At 63.6% G+C, this 14,014-nt stretch carries 15 protein-coding genes; 5 read left to right on the top strand and 10 right to left on the bottom strand.

The window, feature by feature from the left end:
• Nucleotides 1-13: 13 nt before the first annotated feature.
• From PQR54_RS27825 to PQR54_RS27815, 3 genes are all read right to left on the bottom strand, one after another.
• Entirely contained in the window at nucleotides 14-1,129 is a 1,116-nt protein-coding gene (locus PQR54_RS27825; protein ID WP_408251328.1) for a succinylglutamate desuccinylase/aspartoacylase family protein, read from the bottom strand.
• A 248-nt stretch (nucleotides 1,130-1,377) separates the two neighbouring features.
• On the bottom strand, nucleotides 1,378-2,160 hold the full coding sequence (locus PQR54_RS27820; protein ID WP_168791255.1) for an ABC transporter substrate-binding protein: 783 nt from the start codon (nucleotides 2,158-2,160) through the stop codon (nucleotides 1,378-1,380).
• A 372-nt stretch (nucleotides 2,161-2,532) separates the two neighbouring features.
• Nucleotides 2,533-2,877 carry a hypothetical protein gene (locus PQR54_RS27815; protein ID WP_408251326.1) on the bottom strand — a complete coding sequence of 115 codons (345 nt, stop codon included), beginning with the start codon at nucleotides 2,875-2,877 and terminating at the stop codon, nucleotides 2,533-2,535.
• A 397-nt stretch (nucleotides 2,878-3,274) separates the two neighbouring features.
• On the opposite strand from PQR54_RS27815, the gene PQR54_RS27810 reads away from it, so the two are divergent.
• The 5 genes from PQR54_RS27810 to PQR54_RS27790 all read left to right on the top strand — a co-directional run bounded on the left by PQR54_RS27810 (nucleotide 3,275) and on the right by PQR54_RS27790 (nucleotide 7,804).
• A complete protein-coding gene (locus PQR54_RS27810) occupies nucleotides 3,275-4,423 on the top strand; it encodes an extracellular solute-binding protein (protein ID WP_408251324.1) in 1,149 nt (382 codons plus the stop codon).
• The gene (locus PQR54_RS27805) at nucleotides 4,423-6,237 is read left to right on the top strand and encodes a diguanylate cyclase domain-containing protein (protein WP_408251322.1); all 1,815 of its coding nucleotides are present in this window, start codon (nucleotides 4,423-4,425) and stop codon (nucleotides 6,235-6,237) included. Before PQR54_RS27810 ends, PQR54_RS27805 begins: the two co-directional genes overlap by 1 nt.
• A 393-nt stretch (nucleotides 6,238-6,630) precedes the next feature.
• The gene (locus tag PQR54_RS27800) at nucleotides 6,631-6,939 is read left to right on the top strand and encodes a hypothetical protein (RefSeq protein WP_206001846.1); all 309 of its coding nucleotides are present in this window, start codon (nucleotides 6,631-6,633) and stop codon (nucleotides 6,937-6,939) included.
• Between the two features lie 11 nt (nucleotides 6,940-6,950).
• On the top strand, nucleotides 6,951-7,304 hold the full coding sequence (locus PQR54_RS27795; protein ID WP_408251320.1) for a hypothetical protein: 354 nt from the start codon (nucleotides 6,951-6,953) through the stop codon (nucleotides 7,302-7,304).
• A 53-nt stretch (nucleotides 7,305-7,357) separates the two neighbouring features.
• Nucleotides 7,358-7,804, top strand: coding sequence for a lytic transglycosylase domain-containing protein (locus tag PQR54_RS27790; protein WP_408251318.1), 447 nt, complete (start codon nucleotides 7,358-7,360; stop codon nucleotides 7,802-7,804).
• 93 nt (nucleotides 7,805-7,897) lie between these two features.
• Here PQR54_RS27790 and PQR54_RS27785 read toward each other — a convergent pair whose 3' ends face one another.
• The 7 genes from PQR54_RS27785 to phnG form a co-directional block, all read right to left on the bottom strand.
• Nucleotides 7,898-9,031 (bottom strand): alpha-D-ribose 1-methylphosphonate 5-triphosphate diphosphatase, encoded by a 1,134-nt coding sequence (locus PQR54_RS27785; RefSeq protein ID WP_408251316.1) that lies wholly within the window; start codon nucleotides 9,029-9,031, stop codon nucleotides 7,898-7,900.
• Between the two features lie 118 nt (nucleotides 9,032-9,149).
• A complete protein-coding gene (gene phnL / locus PQR54_RS27780; protein ID WP_408251315.1) occupies nucleotides 9,150-9,914 on the bottom strand; it encodes a phosphonate C-P lyase system protein PhnL in 765 nt (254 codons plus the stop codon).
• Between the two features lie 8 nt (nucleotides 9,915-9,922).
• Nucleotides 9,923-10,693, bottom strand: coding sequence for a phosphonate C-P lyase system protein PhnK (phnK, locus tag PQR54_RS27775; RefSeq protein ID WP_408251313.1), 771 nt, complete (start codon nucleotides 10,691-10,693; stop codon nucleotides 9,923-9,925).
• Nucleotides 10,690-11,622, bottom strand: a complete 933-nt coding sequence (locus PQR54_RS27770) for an alpha-D-ribose 1-methylphosphonate 5-phosphate C-P-lyase PhnJ (RefSeq protein ID WP_408251311.1) — start codon at nucleotides 11,620-11,622, stop codon at nucleotides 10,690-10,692. The genes phnK and PQR54_RS27770 overlap by 4 nt, the downstream gene beginning before the upstream one ends.
• The gene (locus tag PQR54_RS27765) at nucleotides 11,619-12,761 is read right to left on the bottom strand and encodes a carbon-phosphorus lyase complex subunit (protein ID WP_408251309.1); all 1,143 of its coding nucleotides are present in this window, start codon (nucleotides 12,759-12,761) and stop codon (nucleotides 11,619-11,621) included. The genes PQR54_RS27770 and PQR54_RS27765 overlap by 4 nt, the downstream gene beginning before the upstream one ends.
• Nucleotides 12,761-13,384, bottom strand: a complete 624-nt coding sequence (phnH, locus tag PQR54_RS27760; RefSeq protein WP_408251307.1) for a phosphonate C-P lyase system protein PhnH — start codon at nucleotides 13,382-13,384, stop codon at nucleotides 12,761-12,763. The genes PQR54_RS27765 and phnH overlap by 1 nt, the downstream gene beginning before the upstream one ends.
• On the bottom strand, nucleotides 13,384-13,881 hold the full coding sequence (gene phnG, locus PQR54_RS27755) for a phosphonate C-P lyase system protein PhnG (RefSeq protein ID WP_408251305.1): 498 nt from the start codon (nucleotides 13,879-13,881) through the stop codon (nucleotides 13,384-13,386). Before phnG ends, phnH begins: the two co-directional genes overlap by 1 nt.
• Nucleotides 13,882-14,014: the final 133 nt, after the last annotated feature.

Genomic DNA, 14,014 nt, shown 5'->3' with positions numbered 1-14,014 from the left:
GCCTTAGCTGCCTTTAGTTGCTCAACAGCGACCCGCTGCGGAACGCCTTCGCGCCCGCGATGCGCGCGAACTCCAGCCCGGCCGTCGCAAAGCGCGTCAGATGCCGTGCGTACAGCACGCCGGCCACAGTGCTTTTCAGCGTGACGACTTGCTCTGTCAACGGATCGACGATGTCGGCGATCTCATGACCGACGTCGACCCAGGTGCCCACTTCGCAGCGGTACACCAGCACGCCGCTCATCGGCGCGACGATCGGCTCGGCGCCCGCAAGCGGCGTGGCGGCGAATTCGAGCGGCGGCAGCGGAGCGGCCTTGCCGTCGATCACGCCACGCGAGGTCAGATATTCGATGATCGCCTGCGCATCGTGCTCGGCGTACTCGTACGACACTTCGCGCTGGCCGCGCAGTTCGATCGTGACCGAGATCGAGCCGTTCGGAATCGGGAAGCGGTCGCCGTAGCGGCCGCGCAGATCCGACCAGCAGAAGCTGTGGATTTCATCGAACGGGTTGCCCACCGAATTGAGCGCGAGCAGCGACGCCTTGGCGTCCAGATAGCAGGCGAGCGGCTCGACTTCCGGCCACAGATCGGGGTTCGTGTAGAGATGCATCGCGGCTTCCCAGTCGCAGTGCAGGTCGAGCACGACGTCGGCGTCGTACGAGAGCTTTTGCAATGCGAGGCGCTGCGATTCGAGTTCGGTTGCCGGCTTCTGCGCGTCGAGCGCCTCGCGCATGGCGGTGCGGATGGCGGTGCGGTTGGCGTCGAGATCGTCGCTCAGGCGCGACTCGATCACCGGCTGCACCAGCGCCGACAGATCGTGGAAATTGCGGTTGAAGTTCTGCGCGGTATTGGTTTCGAAGCGTCCGGTCAGATGGCCGAGAAAGTGCTGATTCAGGCCGATCGGATTGGCTACCGGCACGATCACGACTTCGCCGCGAATCTTGCCGGCCGCTTCCAGCGCGGCCAGCTTGCGGCGCAGCGCCCACGACACCAGCATGCCGGGCAACTCGTCGGCATGCAGCGACGACTGGATATAGATCTTCTGCCCGCCGCCAGGACCGTAGTGGAAACTCGTGAGGTTGCGGGCGGTGCCGAGCGTCGGGGCAATCAGCGGATGGGTTTGGGTTTGCATGGTTTTCAAATCCGCGGCCGGGTGGGGCGCGCCGCGCTATCTCGTTGATAACAGTGGGGAAACTTGTTCGACGGCCGGTCAATCGTGGGCCGGTGGGCGGCGCCTCGTGGGCGCCTCGATCGCACGATCTTAGCCGATATGACGCAGTGTGTGGTTTTATGCGGCGCTGCAAATGAAACGGGCTCCGCCTGTGGCGGAGCCCGTTTCTGCAAACCGGCAGGGCGCGTCGTCAGACGCGCATGGCCAAATTAGCCGCCGTACACGTCGAAGTCGAAGTACTTCTTCTCGAGCTTCTTGTACGTACCGTCCTTGATGATGTCGGCGATCGCCTTGTCGACCTTCGCCTTCAGATCCGTGTCTTCCTTGCGCATGCCGATGCCTGCGCCGTTGCCGAGGATCTTCGGATCGTCGAGGTTCTTGCCGACGAAGTCGAAGCCGGCGCCGCGCGGCGTCTTCAGGAAGCCGATTTCAGCTTGCACTGCGTCTTGCAGCGCTGCGTCCAGACGACCCGACAGCAAGTCGGCATAGACCTGGTCCTGGTTCTGATACGGCACGACCTTCGTGCCCTTCGCTTCCCAGTAGGTCTTCGCGTAAGTTTCCTGGATCGTGCCTTGTTCCACGCCAACCGTCTTGCCCTTGAGCGAGTCGGCCGTCGGCAGGATGCCCGAACCCTTCTTCGCCACGAGGCGCGTCGGCGTGTTGAACAGCTTGTTCGAGAAGGCGATCTGCTCGGCGCGTTGCGGCGTCATGGACATCGACGACAGCACGCCGTCGAACTTCTTCGCCTTCAGGGCCGGGATCATGCCGTCGAAGTCGTTTTCCACCCACACGCACTTGGCCTTCAGGCGCGCGCAGATTTCATTGCCGAGGTCGATGTCGAAGCCAACGAGCTTGCCGTCCGAGCCCTTCGACTCAAACGGGGGATAGCTGGCGTCAACGCCGAAACGGACGGTCGACCAATCTTTAGCGTGTGCGCCAATCGAGACGGTAGCAAGCAGAGCAACCGTCAAAGCCGCTAGCAGTTTTTTCACTGTTTAACTCCTCGGTGTAGTTCAAATTCGCCCGCATGCGATTGTGCCGCTGCGGGTCACCCGGCGCGACTCACGACCGGGCTTGGGTTGAAGCTGCCAGCCGGGGCGGCCAGCAGCGCGCGCCAAGCTTATCAGTTCAAAAAGATTGGGTAGCTAGTGAAACACCGGATGGCGCGTGAGGATAGCTTCTAATGCTCAAATGTGGTGGGGATTCAAAAGCGTTTGCGGTGCGTATTGCGCGGATTAGCCCTGGTCGCCCCGGATCTGTAATCGCGCAGTAATGAAGTTGGCTAATGCGTCTGCATGGCCGCGCTTGCCCGAATCACGCGCGATTCAAGACGCCCGAGTGCAGGCGGACTAAAACCCGGCCATTTACTCCGTTGACTCTTTGCCCAGCGATTCCGCGCGCCCGCCGCCGACCTCGCCGCACCATAGTTCGCCTTTGTCCATCATCCGCGCGTCTTGCGCGGACATGCCCGCGCAGGTGCCGCGCATGTCGGGTGTCTCGCGCTCGACGCGCGCGAGCGCGGCGCGGTTCATTTCGCTCTGCAGCCAACTGCCGAAGCAGGCAATCGATCCGGCCGCGACGGCCACCCACATCCACTCTGATTTGCTCAAGCGCATTTCTGTTTCTTGTCCGGCTCTTCGTTTGCCCGGAAGACAGGCCGCGCGGCATCCGGCGACGCTGCCCTCGACCGCCGGCGGCGGCTTGGGCAAGAGATCGTTTATCGGCATCGACGCGGGTCTTCTTTAGAGTGGCGCTGCCGGCTTCGAATGACGTTATTCAGGGCGGACTGTCGCGCTGCATTACAGCGCGCGGTTCACGTGTTCGCGCGTTTCAATCGATCAATGGCGAGTTAAAGTTTTCGCATAGCGTGCCGTTAAATGCAGATGAGCGGGTTTGCTGCATCACGTCCGACTGGTAATTTTTTCGACTCTGGCTAAGCCAAAAACCAAAAATGGTTTTCTTAGCGCTATCATCGATGTTCCTCGCGCTCCGCCACATGCAGCATCGAGCGCATCTGTCTGAAGAAAGTCACCGGGCAACCTGTCCGCGGATCGAGTCCGCGTGTTTGCGCTCGTCAGAAAGACCTTCTGCTAAACGGTGTTGGTTATGCACATGATGTTGACGGCAGATGCAAAGCGCTTTTGTAAACGATTCTTCCATGCACGAATCGCTGCCGCCGTAGCGCGCCCACGTTTGTCGTTTTGCGGCGTTTGTCCGGGATTTTTAACATTTCTGATTGGCGCGCTTATCTGCCTGGGCCTTTTCTCGGCGTCGCCGGTTAAAGCCGACGAGAAGATTCTGCGCGTGCTGGCCTGGCCCGGCTACGCAGACGCCGACGTCGTCAAGAATTTCGAGGCGCGCTACAAAGCCAAAGTGGAAGTGACGCTGGTCGATTCCGACGAGGCGCTGTGGGCGCAGATGCACGCCAAAAACACGCCGCCTTTCGACGTGCTCGCCGCCAATACCGCGGAAATCCAGCGCTACACGCAGGCGAATCTGCTGGCGCCGCTCGATCTCGCCAGCGTGCCGAATACCAGACGGCAATTGCCGCGCTTTCAGGCGCTCGCCTCGATCGGCGGCCTCACGTCGGGTGGCAAGGCCTACGCGATCCCGTTTACGTATTCGTCGATGGGCCTGATTTACGACCGCAAGCAGGTCGCCGTGGCGCCGCGCTCCATGCGCGAATTGTGGAATCCGCGCTACCGCGGCAAGGTGCTCGACTTCAACAGCGCGCAGCACAATTTCTCGTTCACGGCGCTGGCGCTCGGCTATGCGCATCCTTTTCAACTCGATGCCGCGCAGATGCGCGCGATTGCTCACAAGCTCGTCGATCTGCGCCGCAATCTGTTGACCTATTACACGTTGCCCGAGGAGGCGACCGCGTTTTTCATCCAGCATAAGGTCGCGCTGATGTTCGGCAACTACGGCACCCAGCAGGTCGAATTGCTGCGCCGCGCAGGCGCCGATGTCGGTTACGTGATTCCCGACGAAGGCGCGCTCGCGTGGCTGGATTGCTGGTCGATGACGCGCGCGGCCGCTGACCAGCCGCTGGCGCTCGCGTGGATCAACTATATGCTCGAACCGGACGTCAGCGCGTTGCTGACGCAGCGCCAGGGACTCGCCAACACGTTGACGGCGCCCGCGGAAAACAGCGATAACGGGCGCATCGTGTGGATCGGCCCGGTGGAAGATATTCAGCGGCGCGAGGACCTGTGGGCCAGAATCGTGTCCGGGGACCGGTCGGAGCGTTTTTGATGATACGGCCAGGGCTGACCTTCAAACTCTCCGTGCTGCTTGCGTGCATCGGCGTGCTTGCGTCCGGCGCGACCGGCTATTACGCGTATCGCGCCAATCGCACGATGCTCGTGAACGAAGCCGAGCGCAGCCTGCTCATGTCGACGGAATTGCTCGGCCAGCGCTTTTCCACCTCGATCGACGACGTCGCCGCCGACGCGCTCGTGCTCGCGAGCATGCCGTCCACGGCGGAGGTCGCGCAGACCGACGACGGTGCCGGCCCGAACGCGTCACGCGAACGGCTGGCGCAGGTGTATTCCAGTTTCATGGTGCATCACCCGGAGTATCTGCAAGTGCGGCTGATTTCGCGTCAGCACTATGGGCTCGAACTGGTTCGCTTCGACCGCGACGCCGACGGCCTCGTGCGCGTCGAAGGGGACAAGCTGCAGGAGAAAGGCCAGTTCGCCTACGTGTTCGACACGCTGACGTTTTCGCCGGGCCGCATCTACACCTCGCCGATCACGGTCAACCATGAATACGGCTCGCATGCCGCGCAGGGCAAGCCGACCTTGCGGCTCGGCACACCGGTGTCGAACGGCAACGGCGCGGTGGTGGGCGTGATCGTGATCGACATCGATCTGGCGGGTTTGTTCAAGCGCGTGCAAAGCGATTTGCCGAGCGACTATCAGGTCTATCTGGCCAACGAGTGGGGCGACTTCCTCGTCAATCCCGATGCCTCGAAAACCTTCGGCTTCGATCGCGGCCGGCGCGTGCTGATGCAGGACAGTTTCTCCGTCACCAAGCCGCTTTTCGAACAGACGCAAAGCGAGGTGCTGGTCAACGGTCTTGCGCGGCCACAGCAGGCCGCCGGCCAGGTGCTCGCTTTCGTGCGCAGGCCGTTCGGCGATCTGGAGGGCAACCGCTTTATCGTGCTCGGTCTCGCCAAACCGCTCGACGACGTCTTGTCCGGCGCGAATCTGCTGGGCAACCGCATCGTGCGCATGGTGCTGATTTTCAGCGTGCTGGCGCTGTTCCTCGCGGTTCTGTTCGCGCGCGCGCTGACCAAGCCGCTGCATATTCTCGCGTATGCGGCGACGCATCTGTTCGCCGAGCACGCCATGGAAACGCTGCCGCTCAAACGCACCGACGAGATCGGCGTGCTGGCGCGCTGCTTCGACCGGCTGCGCCGCGAAATCAAAGCGCAGATGGACGCGCTGCACACCAAGCAGCGCGAGCTCGTGCATCTCGCCACGCACGACGTGCTGACCGGACTGCCGAACCGCGTACTGTTCATGGAGAAGCTCGAAAATTCGATCGACGAAGCAACGCGGCGCGAGGAAGGGCTGGCCGTGCTGTTCGTCGACCTGGATCGCTTCAAGCAGATCAACGATCAGTTCGGCCATGCCGTCGGCGACAAAGTGCTGGTCGCGGTGGCGCGCCGCCTGAAGCAGGTGCTCTGTTCCGCGGACGTGGTGGCGCGTCTGGGCGGCGACGAATTCATTGTGTTGATCGAGGGGCCGCGTTCGGCGGAAGCGGCGCCCGCCATTGCCTCGCGCATCATGGCGGCGTTGAACGAGGAACTCCAGGTGGATGGGCAAGGCATGACGGTGGGCGCGAGCATCGGCATCAGCCAGTTCCCGGACGACAGCGGCACCGCCGAGGAACTGCTGCTCAACGCGGATGCCGCGATGTACGCGGCCAAATCCGGCGGCCGCTGCGCCTATATGCGCTACCACGACGTGCTCGACATGCGCCGCCGCGAACAGTTCGAGCAGGCGCATGCGCAGGCGGGCGTCGGCGCGACGCAAGGGCACGAGGCCGAGCCGACGGCGTGATCTGGCTGGGCACGCGGGCTGCCCGTCTCAATTGGCGGCACTTGTGACGGGCATCGCTGTGGCTGTCTGCATCGCTCGCTGAGGGCAGGGGACTTTGCTCGCGGCTTTCCGTGTTCTTTCTAACTGCTTTCCATCTCCGTCGCACGCTTCTATTTTCCCGCCAGAACCGCGAGGCAAGTTTGCCTCGATCCCCGCTGCGCCGAGCGTCGAAGCAATCGTTTGCGCCGATCTTGAGGCAAGTCTTTTTGATTTTCAGCGAAGCGTTTCCGCCATATCAACTTTGCCGCGAGCCTGCCGAAAACTCCGATATAGCAACGAATTTGACGGGAGACTTCCGTGAAGCGACAGATAGGGTTGTTGGCTGCCGTTTTCGCGTTCGCCGGATGCGCGCAGATGCCTCCGCCGACTGCGGCCCATCCGGACAAGGCGCCGAACGAGGTGATCAGCTTCGACATTCCGCCCGATGCGCTCGGTGCGCGCGATCCGCAACTCGCCGCCGTGCTCGCCAAGGCGGGCGCGCTGGCCGCCGCGCAGCCGCAGTCCACGGTCGTGCTCGTGACCGCGTTGGGGCAGGATTTCGCGTATCTGAATCAGGCGGTGTGGAAGGGCGTGCCCGCACAGCGCACCGCGCGCGTGAACTTCGAGAACCGCACCGCCGGGTTGGGTCAGCCGTATAGCGTGTCCATCCGGACGGTTCAGTGAAGGAGGGCACCGTGACGGTTCGCATCGTTTTTCTGGCGCTGGCCATGCTTGTGAGCGCGCCGGTCTTTGCCGGCCAGCCGGGCGTCGATCTGCAATCCGCCGGCGCAATCCCGGCCGCATTTCCCGCCGCGGCGGACAAGGTTTATCCGCCGTTGCCGTCGCTCGCGATGCTCCCGCCGCAAGGTGCGGGCGACGACGATTTGCCGCTGAAGCCGGTTACGCATCGCAAGAAGCAACATGTGGCGGCGCAGGCGCAGGAGCGCAGAACTCCGCCGGCGCCGGTCGTGCGCATCGTCGTATCCGATGCCTCGCATGCCTATCTCGACTCCGTGCAACGCCAGATCGAACTGGCGTTGGCGAAGTAATCCGGGCGCTGCGGCGCTCGCTTCTTTATCGCTAACAAGCGGAAGGATGCAGCATGTCCTTGAAGATCTTCCTGACCGCGCTCGCCTGCCTGTCGGTGTGCGGCGCCGCGCAAGCGGCCGACGACTGTTTCAACGAGGCCGCGGCATATCAAGGCGTCAACCCGTGGGTGCTGCGAGCGTTGGCGTGGTACGAATCGAAGGGCGACGCGAGCGCGATACGGCAAAACGTCAACGGTTCGATCGACGTGGGCCAGTTGCAGATCAACTCGATTCACTTCGACGATCTCGCGCGCGAAGGCGTGCCGCATCGCGCGCTGATCGATCCATGCGTGAACGTGTACGTGGCGGCCTGGCTGCTGAAGCAGAAGATGGTCAAGCACGGCAATACGTGGCGCGCGATCGGCGCTTACCACTCGGAAACGCCGAAACAGCGCGATGCGTATGCGCGTGGAATTCAGAAGGTGCTGGTGGCGTGGGGGCAATTGCCGTCCACGCCCTGAGGCTGTTCGCGAGGCGTGAGGCACACGCCGGGCACACGTTCCGCGAAAAGCGAAAGACCCTTGAAACAAGGTCTTTTCTGCAGATTTCAAACGTCAAACGATCCGTGCCCCGCCGCGATACGTCGCGCGCGGCACCGGCAACTTGTCGAGCATCGTCACGCGCACGAAGTCCGCGCGCAACCCCGCTTCGATCGCGCCGCGGTCGTGCAAACCGGCGGTGCGCGCCGGTTCGGCGGAGACCGTTCCCATCGCGCGCGGCAAGCTCCAGCCGGCTTTGTCGACCAGTTCGAACACAGCGGTCATCAGGCTCGACGGCACGTAATCCGACGACAGGATATCGAGCAAGCCGGCCTTCGCCAGTTCGAGCGCCGACACGTTGCCCGAATGCGAGCCGCCACGCACGATGTTCGGCGCGCCCATGATGGTCGAAATGCCGTGCTCGCGCGCGGCCTCGGCGGCGATGCGGGTGGTTGGGAATTCGGCGAGCACGATGCCTTCCTGCTTGGCCTGTTCGACGTGCTCGATCAACGTATCGTCGTGGCTCGCCACCGGAATGCCGAGCCGGTTGCAACGCGCGACGATCTCGCGGCGGTGCGCATCGGCGTAACGCGCCTGTTCGACCGACAGTTCGGCCAGCGCGGTCTCGACATGTTCGTCGCTCAGCTTGCCGTTGCGTTCATGGAAACGGCGCCATTGCTCGCGGTCGTGCCACTGACGCTGACCCGGCGTGTGATCCATCACCGAGGCGAGCCGCAGCAACGGATGGTCGCACAATGAATCGAACACTTCCACCACGTCGGCGGTGGCGATTTCGCAGCGCAGATGCAGGAAGTGTTCGGCGCGCAGCAGCTTGCGCTCGGAGAACCGTGTGAGCGATGCGGCGCATTGCGTCTGCAGATCGCGGCCGCGCAATCCCACGTTCGTGCGCGAGCCGATGGCAAGCGCATCGAACACGGTGGTGATGCCGGCCGCGGCCACTTGCGCGTCGTGGATCACGAAGGCGGCATCCGTATTCCATTGCACGCCCGGGCGTGGCGCGAGATGCTTCTCCAGATTGTCCGTGTGCAGTTCGATCAGGCCGGGCAACAGATAGTCGCCGTCCCAATCTTCGGCTTCGCGCGCGCTGGTCGTGCCGCGCTCGACGTCGCGAATCACGCCGTCTTCGACGCGTAGCACGCCGGTGAATACTTCGTCTCGCGTCACGATGCGAGCGTTCCTGATCAACATCGACTTGCTCCGTAGTCAGTCAGACTTGAGTGTGGCTGTGTGAGTGTTTTGCATCGACGCCGTATGCGTCAGTGTAGTGCCGTTTCGCGCGGCGCTCGCGCCGCTTCGTGTGATTCGTTCAGTGACGCAGCGGCGGCTGCAGTTCCAGGCGGCGCGTGGCCACCTTGCTGCGCGTGTCTTCATCATGAAAGATGCCGACGATCGCCGCGCCGCGCTTGCGTGCCTCGACGATCAGATCGGCGACCACGTCGCGGTTTTCCGCATCGAGCGAGGCCGTTGGTTCGTCGAGCAACAGCAGCGGATGCTCCGCGATCAAACCGCGCGCGATATTCACGCGCTGCTGTTCGCCGCCGGAGAACGTGGCGGGCGCGAGCGACCACAGCCGTTCCGACACATTCAATCTGGCCAGCAGCGCAGCCGCGCGCGAGCGCGCTTCGTCTTCCGGCACGCCGCGCGAGAGCAGCGGTTCGGCGACGAGCGTGAGTGTCGGCACGCGGGGAATCACGCGCAAGAACTGGCTCACGTAACCGACCACGCCACGGCGCAGGCGCAACACGTCGTGCGGTTCAGCGCCGGTGATCGACACAGGCTGGCCGTCGTTCGCCGCATCGCGAATCGCAATCGAGCCGCCGCTCGCCAGGTAATTGCCGTACAGGCAGCGCAGCAGCGTGCTCTTGCCCGCGCCCGACGGCCCGACCAGCACCACGCACTCGCCGCGCTCGACTTCGAGCGAGACGCCCGCGAGCGCTTCGATCTGCACGCCGCCCTGGCCATGCAACGTGAACGTCTTGCCGATGCCGACCGCGCGCAGCATCAGCGCGGCGTTGTCGATGAACGCGCGCTCGCCGGCGCGCCCTTCACTGCTTGTTTCAATGGATCGCATTGTGAGCCTCAAACCGGCAGAACCGAGGAAACCAGCGTTTGCGTATACGGATGCTGCGGATCGTCGAGCAACTGATCGGTCAGTCCCGCCTCGACGACTTCGCCGCCCTGCATCACCATCAACCGATGCGCGAGCAAACGCGCGACGCCGATATCGTGCGTGACGATCAGTACCGACAGATGCAGCGTGGACGTCAGCGTGCGCAGCAGATCGAGCAGGCGCGCCTGCACCGACACGTCGAGACCGGCGGTGGGTTCATCCATGAAGACGAGCCGTGGGCTGGTGACGAGATTGCGCGCGATCTGCAAACGCTGCTGCATGCCGCCTGAAAACGCTGCGGGAAATTCGTCGATGCGCGAAGCGTCGAGTTCGACTCGCTCCATCCACTGCGTGGCCGCGTAGCGGATATCGCCATAGTGGCGCGCGCCGACCGCCATCAACGGTTCGCCGATATTCGCGCCGGCCGAGACGCCGCTGCGCAGTCCGTCGCGCGGATTCTGCTGGACGAAGCCCCACTCGGTGCGCATCAGCAAACGGCGGCGTGGTTCGGACAACGCGAGCAGATCGAGCGTGTCGCCATGCGTGGCCGTGTAGTGAAGCGAGCCGCTGTCGGCGGCCGTTTTCAGCGCGAGCGTATTGAGCAGCGTAGTCTTGCCTGAACCGGATTCACCGACGATGCACAGCACTTCACCCGGATACAGATCGAAGCTGACGTTTCTGCAGCCGTTGCGGCCGCCGTATTGTTTGGTGAGCGAGCGGGCGCTCAGAAGCGGCGTCATGCTGGCTCTCCCTTGCGTGCTTCGCGCGATGGCAGATCGAGATCCGCGTCGCCGCGACGTTCGTGGCAGTAGTCGCTATCGGAGCAGACGAACATGCGCTTGCCGGCGTCGTCCACGATCATTTCGTCGAGAAAGCTTTCCGTCGATCCGCACAGCGCGCAGGCGTGCTGCCACTTCTGCACTTCGAACGGATGATCGTCGAAGTCGAGGCTGCGCACCGGCGTGTACGGCGGAATCGCGTGAATGCGCCGTTCGCGGCCGGCGCCGAACAATTGCAGCGCGGGATTCATATGCATCTTCGGATTGTCGAACTTCGGAATCGGCGAGGGCGAAGCGAGGTAGCGATGGTTGACGATCACCGGATAGTCGTACGTGGTCGCGATGCTGCCGTGATGCACGATGTCCTCGTAAAGCTTCACGCTGATCAGGCCGTAATCGGCGAGCGCATGCAGCTTCTTGCATTCGGCGACACGCGGTTCGAGGCGAAAGAGCGGCTCGGGCATCGGCACCTGATAGACCAGAATCTGCTTCTCGGTGAGCGGCGCTTCGGGAATGCGATGACGCGTCTGGATGATCGTCGCGTCGACGGTGCGGCGCGTGGTCGCCACGCCGGTGGTGCGCGCGAAGAAGCGGCGGATGTTGACCGCGTTGGTGGTTTCGTCGGACCCCTGATCGATCACCTTCAGCGTGTCCTGTTTGCCGATGATCGCCGCGGTGACCTGAATGCCGCCGGTGCCCCAGCCGAACGGCAGCGGCATTTCACGCGAGGCGAACGGCACCTGATAACCCGGCACGGCAACAGCCTTGAGTAACGCGCGGCGCAGCATGCGTTTGGTTTGTTCGTCGAGGTACGCGAAGTTGTAGCCGTCGGCGGCGCTGTCGTATGACGCCGTGGACGCGGTAGCGAAAGATGTGTCGGGCGCGTTCATGCTGCCTGCTCCTGCTGACCGCTGGGTTGATCCGTGCCTTCTTCCTGGCTCTGCATGGCGTGCTTCGCGCGCAAACGGCGCACGAGTTCCAGCTCCGATTGAAAGTCGACGTAATGCGGCAGCTTCAGATGCTGCACGAAACCGGACGCCTCCACGTTATCGCTATGCGAGAGCATGAATTCGATATCCTGCGTCGGCGAGGCAAGCGTTTCGCCGAGTTCCTCGGCGCGCAGCGCGCGGTCGACGAGCGCCATCGCCATCGCCTTGCGCTCCGAGTGGCCGAACGCGAGACCGTAGCCTTGTGTGAACGTCGGCGGCACCTCGCCGCTGCCGGCGAACTGGTTGATCATCTGGCATTCGGTAATGTCGATGTCGCCGATTTCGACCGTTTCGCCTAGCTCGTCGAGTTCCATTTCCACGGCGATCGTGCCGAAACGGATCTCGCCCGCGAACGGATGCGAATGCGCATAGCCGCGCTGCGTCGCGTAACCCATCGCAAGCAGAAAGCCTTCGTCGCCGCGTGCGAGATTTTGCAGACGTGTGGCGCGGCTCGCGGGAAAGGCGAGCGGCTCGCGCGACAGGTCGCCGGGTTCCGGCGCGTTCGGCGTAGGACGTTCCTGTTCGATCAACCCTTCCTTGTCGAGCAGGCTGACGACGCGCGGCATCGCCTCTGTTTCCATTGCGGCAGTTTGATTCGAAGGCGACGGCGCTACGCTTGCTACCGCATCACCTTCGGCCAGCAACGCGAAATCCAGCAGACGTTGCGTGTAATCGTAAGTCGCGCCGAGCAGCTGCCCGCCGGGCACATCCTTGAAGGTCGCCGAAATGCGACGCTCTGTTTGCATCGCTTCGGTATCGATCGGCTGCGTGTAGCCGAAGCGCGGCAGCGTGGTGCGATACGCGCGCAGCAGAAAGATCGCTTCAACCAGATCGCCGGCGGCCTGCTTGATGGCGAGCGCGGCGAGTTCTTCGTCGTAGACCGAGCCTTCGGTCATCACGCGCGCCACTGCGAGGCGCAATTGTTCGCGAATCTGCGCGACGCTGAGTTCTGCCAGCCGCGTGTCGCCGCGGCGTGCCTTGTCGAGCAGACGCCACGACGCTTCGATCGCGCGTTCTCCACCCTTGACGGCAACGTACATCAGTTCACCTTCGCTTGAGTTGTGCGCGGCAGGCCGATCAGGCGCGCGCCGCAGACGAGATAACAATCGATACCGCAAGGAAACAGCGGCGCGAGGGCGGCGCGTTCGCGCCAGAAATGTTCGGGCAGGCCGACCGGCGCGATCGTGGCCGTGTGCTGGATGCCGGGGCCGCTCAGCACGATGGGGGCGCCACCCGTCAGCGCTTCGACGCGGATCAGCAGCGTGACCGATTGCTCCGGCGATTCCGCCGCGCCGAGCGCGAAGCTTTCCAGCGGCGGCATCGCGCCTGCGTCGTGGATATAGGCAAACGCGGCTTGTCCCGGTTCGTCGACGAGCGGCGCGCCGGTATGAAAGCGCAGTGCCGAGCCTAAGGCCGTATCGGGTTGCGCGAGCCACACCGGCGTCGCGTAGTCGCACAGTGCGAGCAGCGCGGCGAAGGCTGCGAGTTCTGCGCGCGTGGCCCGCACTTCGGGCAGCACGTTCTCGACCATGCCGACCGTGCCCGGCCGCGACAGCGCATCGAGCAGGGTGCGGAACACCGCTTGGGTGTCATGCACTGGGTCTGCGAAACCCGGCGCTAAGGTGGATAACGCGGTAGACAATGCAATCTGTGAGTTTTCCATCAGTCGCCCCGGACCATCGTGAAGAATTCGACGCGCGTGGCCGCGGCATCCTGTTGCCGGCCGGCGCGCTTCGCGGCCAGTTGCGCGGCAAACGGCTCGATCAGTTGCTTATGCAAGACGGCGTGATGCTCCGGCATTTGCAGGAGCGCGTCTGCTAGCGCGGCCAGTTCGGCGCGGCGGCGGTCGCGGCCGAGATGGCATGCCACGCCGACCGCTGCGGCCGCGTCACCCGACGCGCGCAGACGCAGGGTGGCGCGCGTGACCGTGGCTTCGCCGAGATTGAACGGATCGCCGCTGCCGCCGACGCGCCCGCGCACCATCGCAAGGCCGATCTCGGGCGGGCGCAGCCAGTCATACTTTGGAGTGGGGATGTCCTGCAGCGCGCGTTCGAGCGCGGCTTCGAGATCGGCGCGCGGCGTGCGGGCCAGCACGGCCATCCACGCGCGCCGGACAGCCGATGACGCAGCGGAGGAAGGCGAGGCGGAAGTGGCACTCATCGAATTTCCTGTTGATCCAGCGAGTAGACATTTGACCATCTATTCATCTAAACGTCTAGACGTTTAGGGGTATGCTTGTCGAGCCGTGTAGCGCATGACGGCCGTTTCATATTTCCATCACGGCTTGCGCACT

Origin of the sequence: Paraburkholderia phytofirmans (assembly GCF_046028095.1) — a bacterium.
Lineage (GTDB): Bacteria > Pseudomonadota > Gammaproteobacteria > Burkholderiales > Burkholderiaceae > Paraburkholderia > Paraburkholderia phytofirmans_A.
Note: the sequence above shows the minus strand (reverse complement) of the source record. Positions and strands in the feature narration are given on the sequence as shown.

Coding starts and splice junctions, on each gene's coding strand:
- PQR54_RS27825 (WP_408251328.1), bottom strand. CDS start 1,129: ATGCAAACCCAAACCCATCCGCTGATTGCCCCGACGCTCGGCACCGCC.
- PQR54_RS27810 (WP_408251324.1), top strand. CDS start 3,275: ATGCACATGATGTTGACGGCAGATGCAAAGCGCTTTTGTAAACGATTC.
- PQR54_RS27805 (WP_408251322.1), top strand. CDS start 4,423: ATGATACGGCCAGGGCTGACCTTCAAACTCTCCGTGCTGCTTGCGTGC.
- PQR54_RS27800 (WP_206001846.1), top strand. CDS start 6,631: ATGCCTCCGCCGACTGCGGCCCATCCGGACAAGGCGCCGAACGAGGTG.
- PQR54_RS27790 (WP_408251318.1), top strand. CDS start 7,358: ATGTCCTTGAAGATCTTCCTGACCGCGCTCGCCTGCCTGTCGGTGTGC.
- PQR54_RS27785 (WP_408251316.1), bottom strand. CDS start 9,031: ATGTTGATCAGGAACGCTCGCATCGTGACGCGAGACGAAGTATTCACC.
- phnL (WP_408251315.1), bottom strand. CDS start 9,914: ATGCGATCCATTGAAACAAGCAGTGAAGGGCGCGCCGGCGAGCGCGCG.
- phnK (WP_408251313.1), bottom strand. CDS start 10,693: ATGACGCCGCTTCTGAGCGCCCGCTCGCTCACCAAACAATACGGCGGC.
- PQR54_RS27770 (WP_408251311.1), bottom strand. CDS start 11,622: ATGAACGCGCCCGACACATCTTTCGCTACCGCGTCCACGGCGTCATAC.
- PQR54_RS27765 (WP_408251309.1), bottom strand. CDS start 12,761: ATGTACGTTGCCGTCAAGGGTGGAGAACGCGCGATCGAAGCGTCGTGG.
- phnH (WP_408251307.1), bottom strand. CDS start 13,384: ATGGAAAACTCACAGATTGCATTGTCTACCGCGTTATCCACCTTAGCG.
- phnG (WP_408251305.1), bottom strand. CDS start 13,881: ATGAGTGCCACTTCCGCCTCGCCTTCCTCCGCTGCGTCATCGGCTGTC.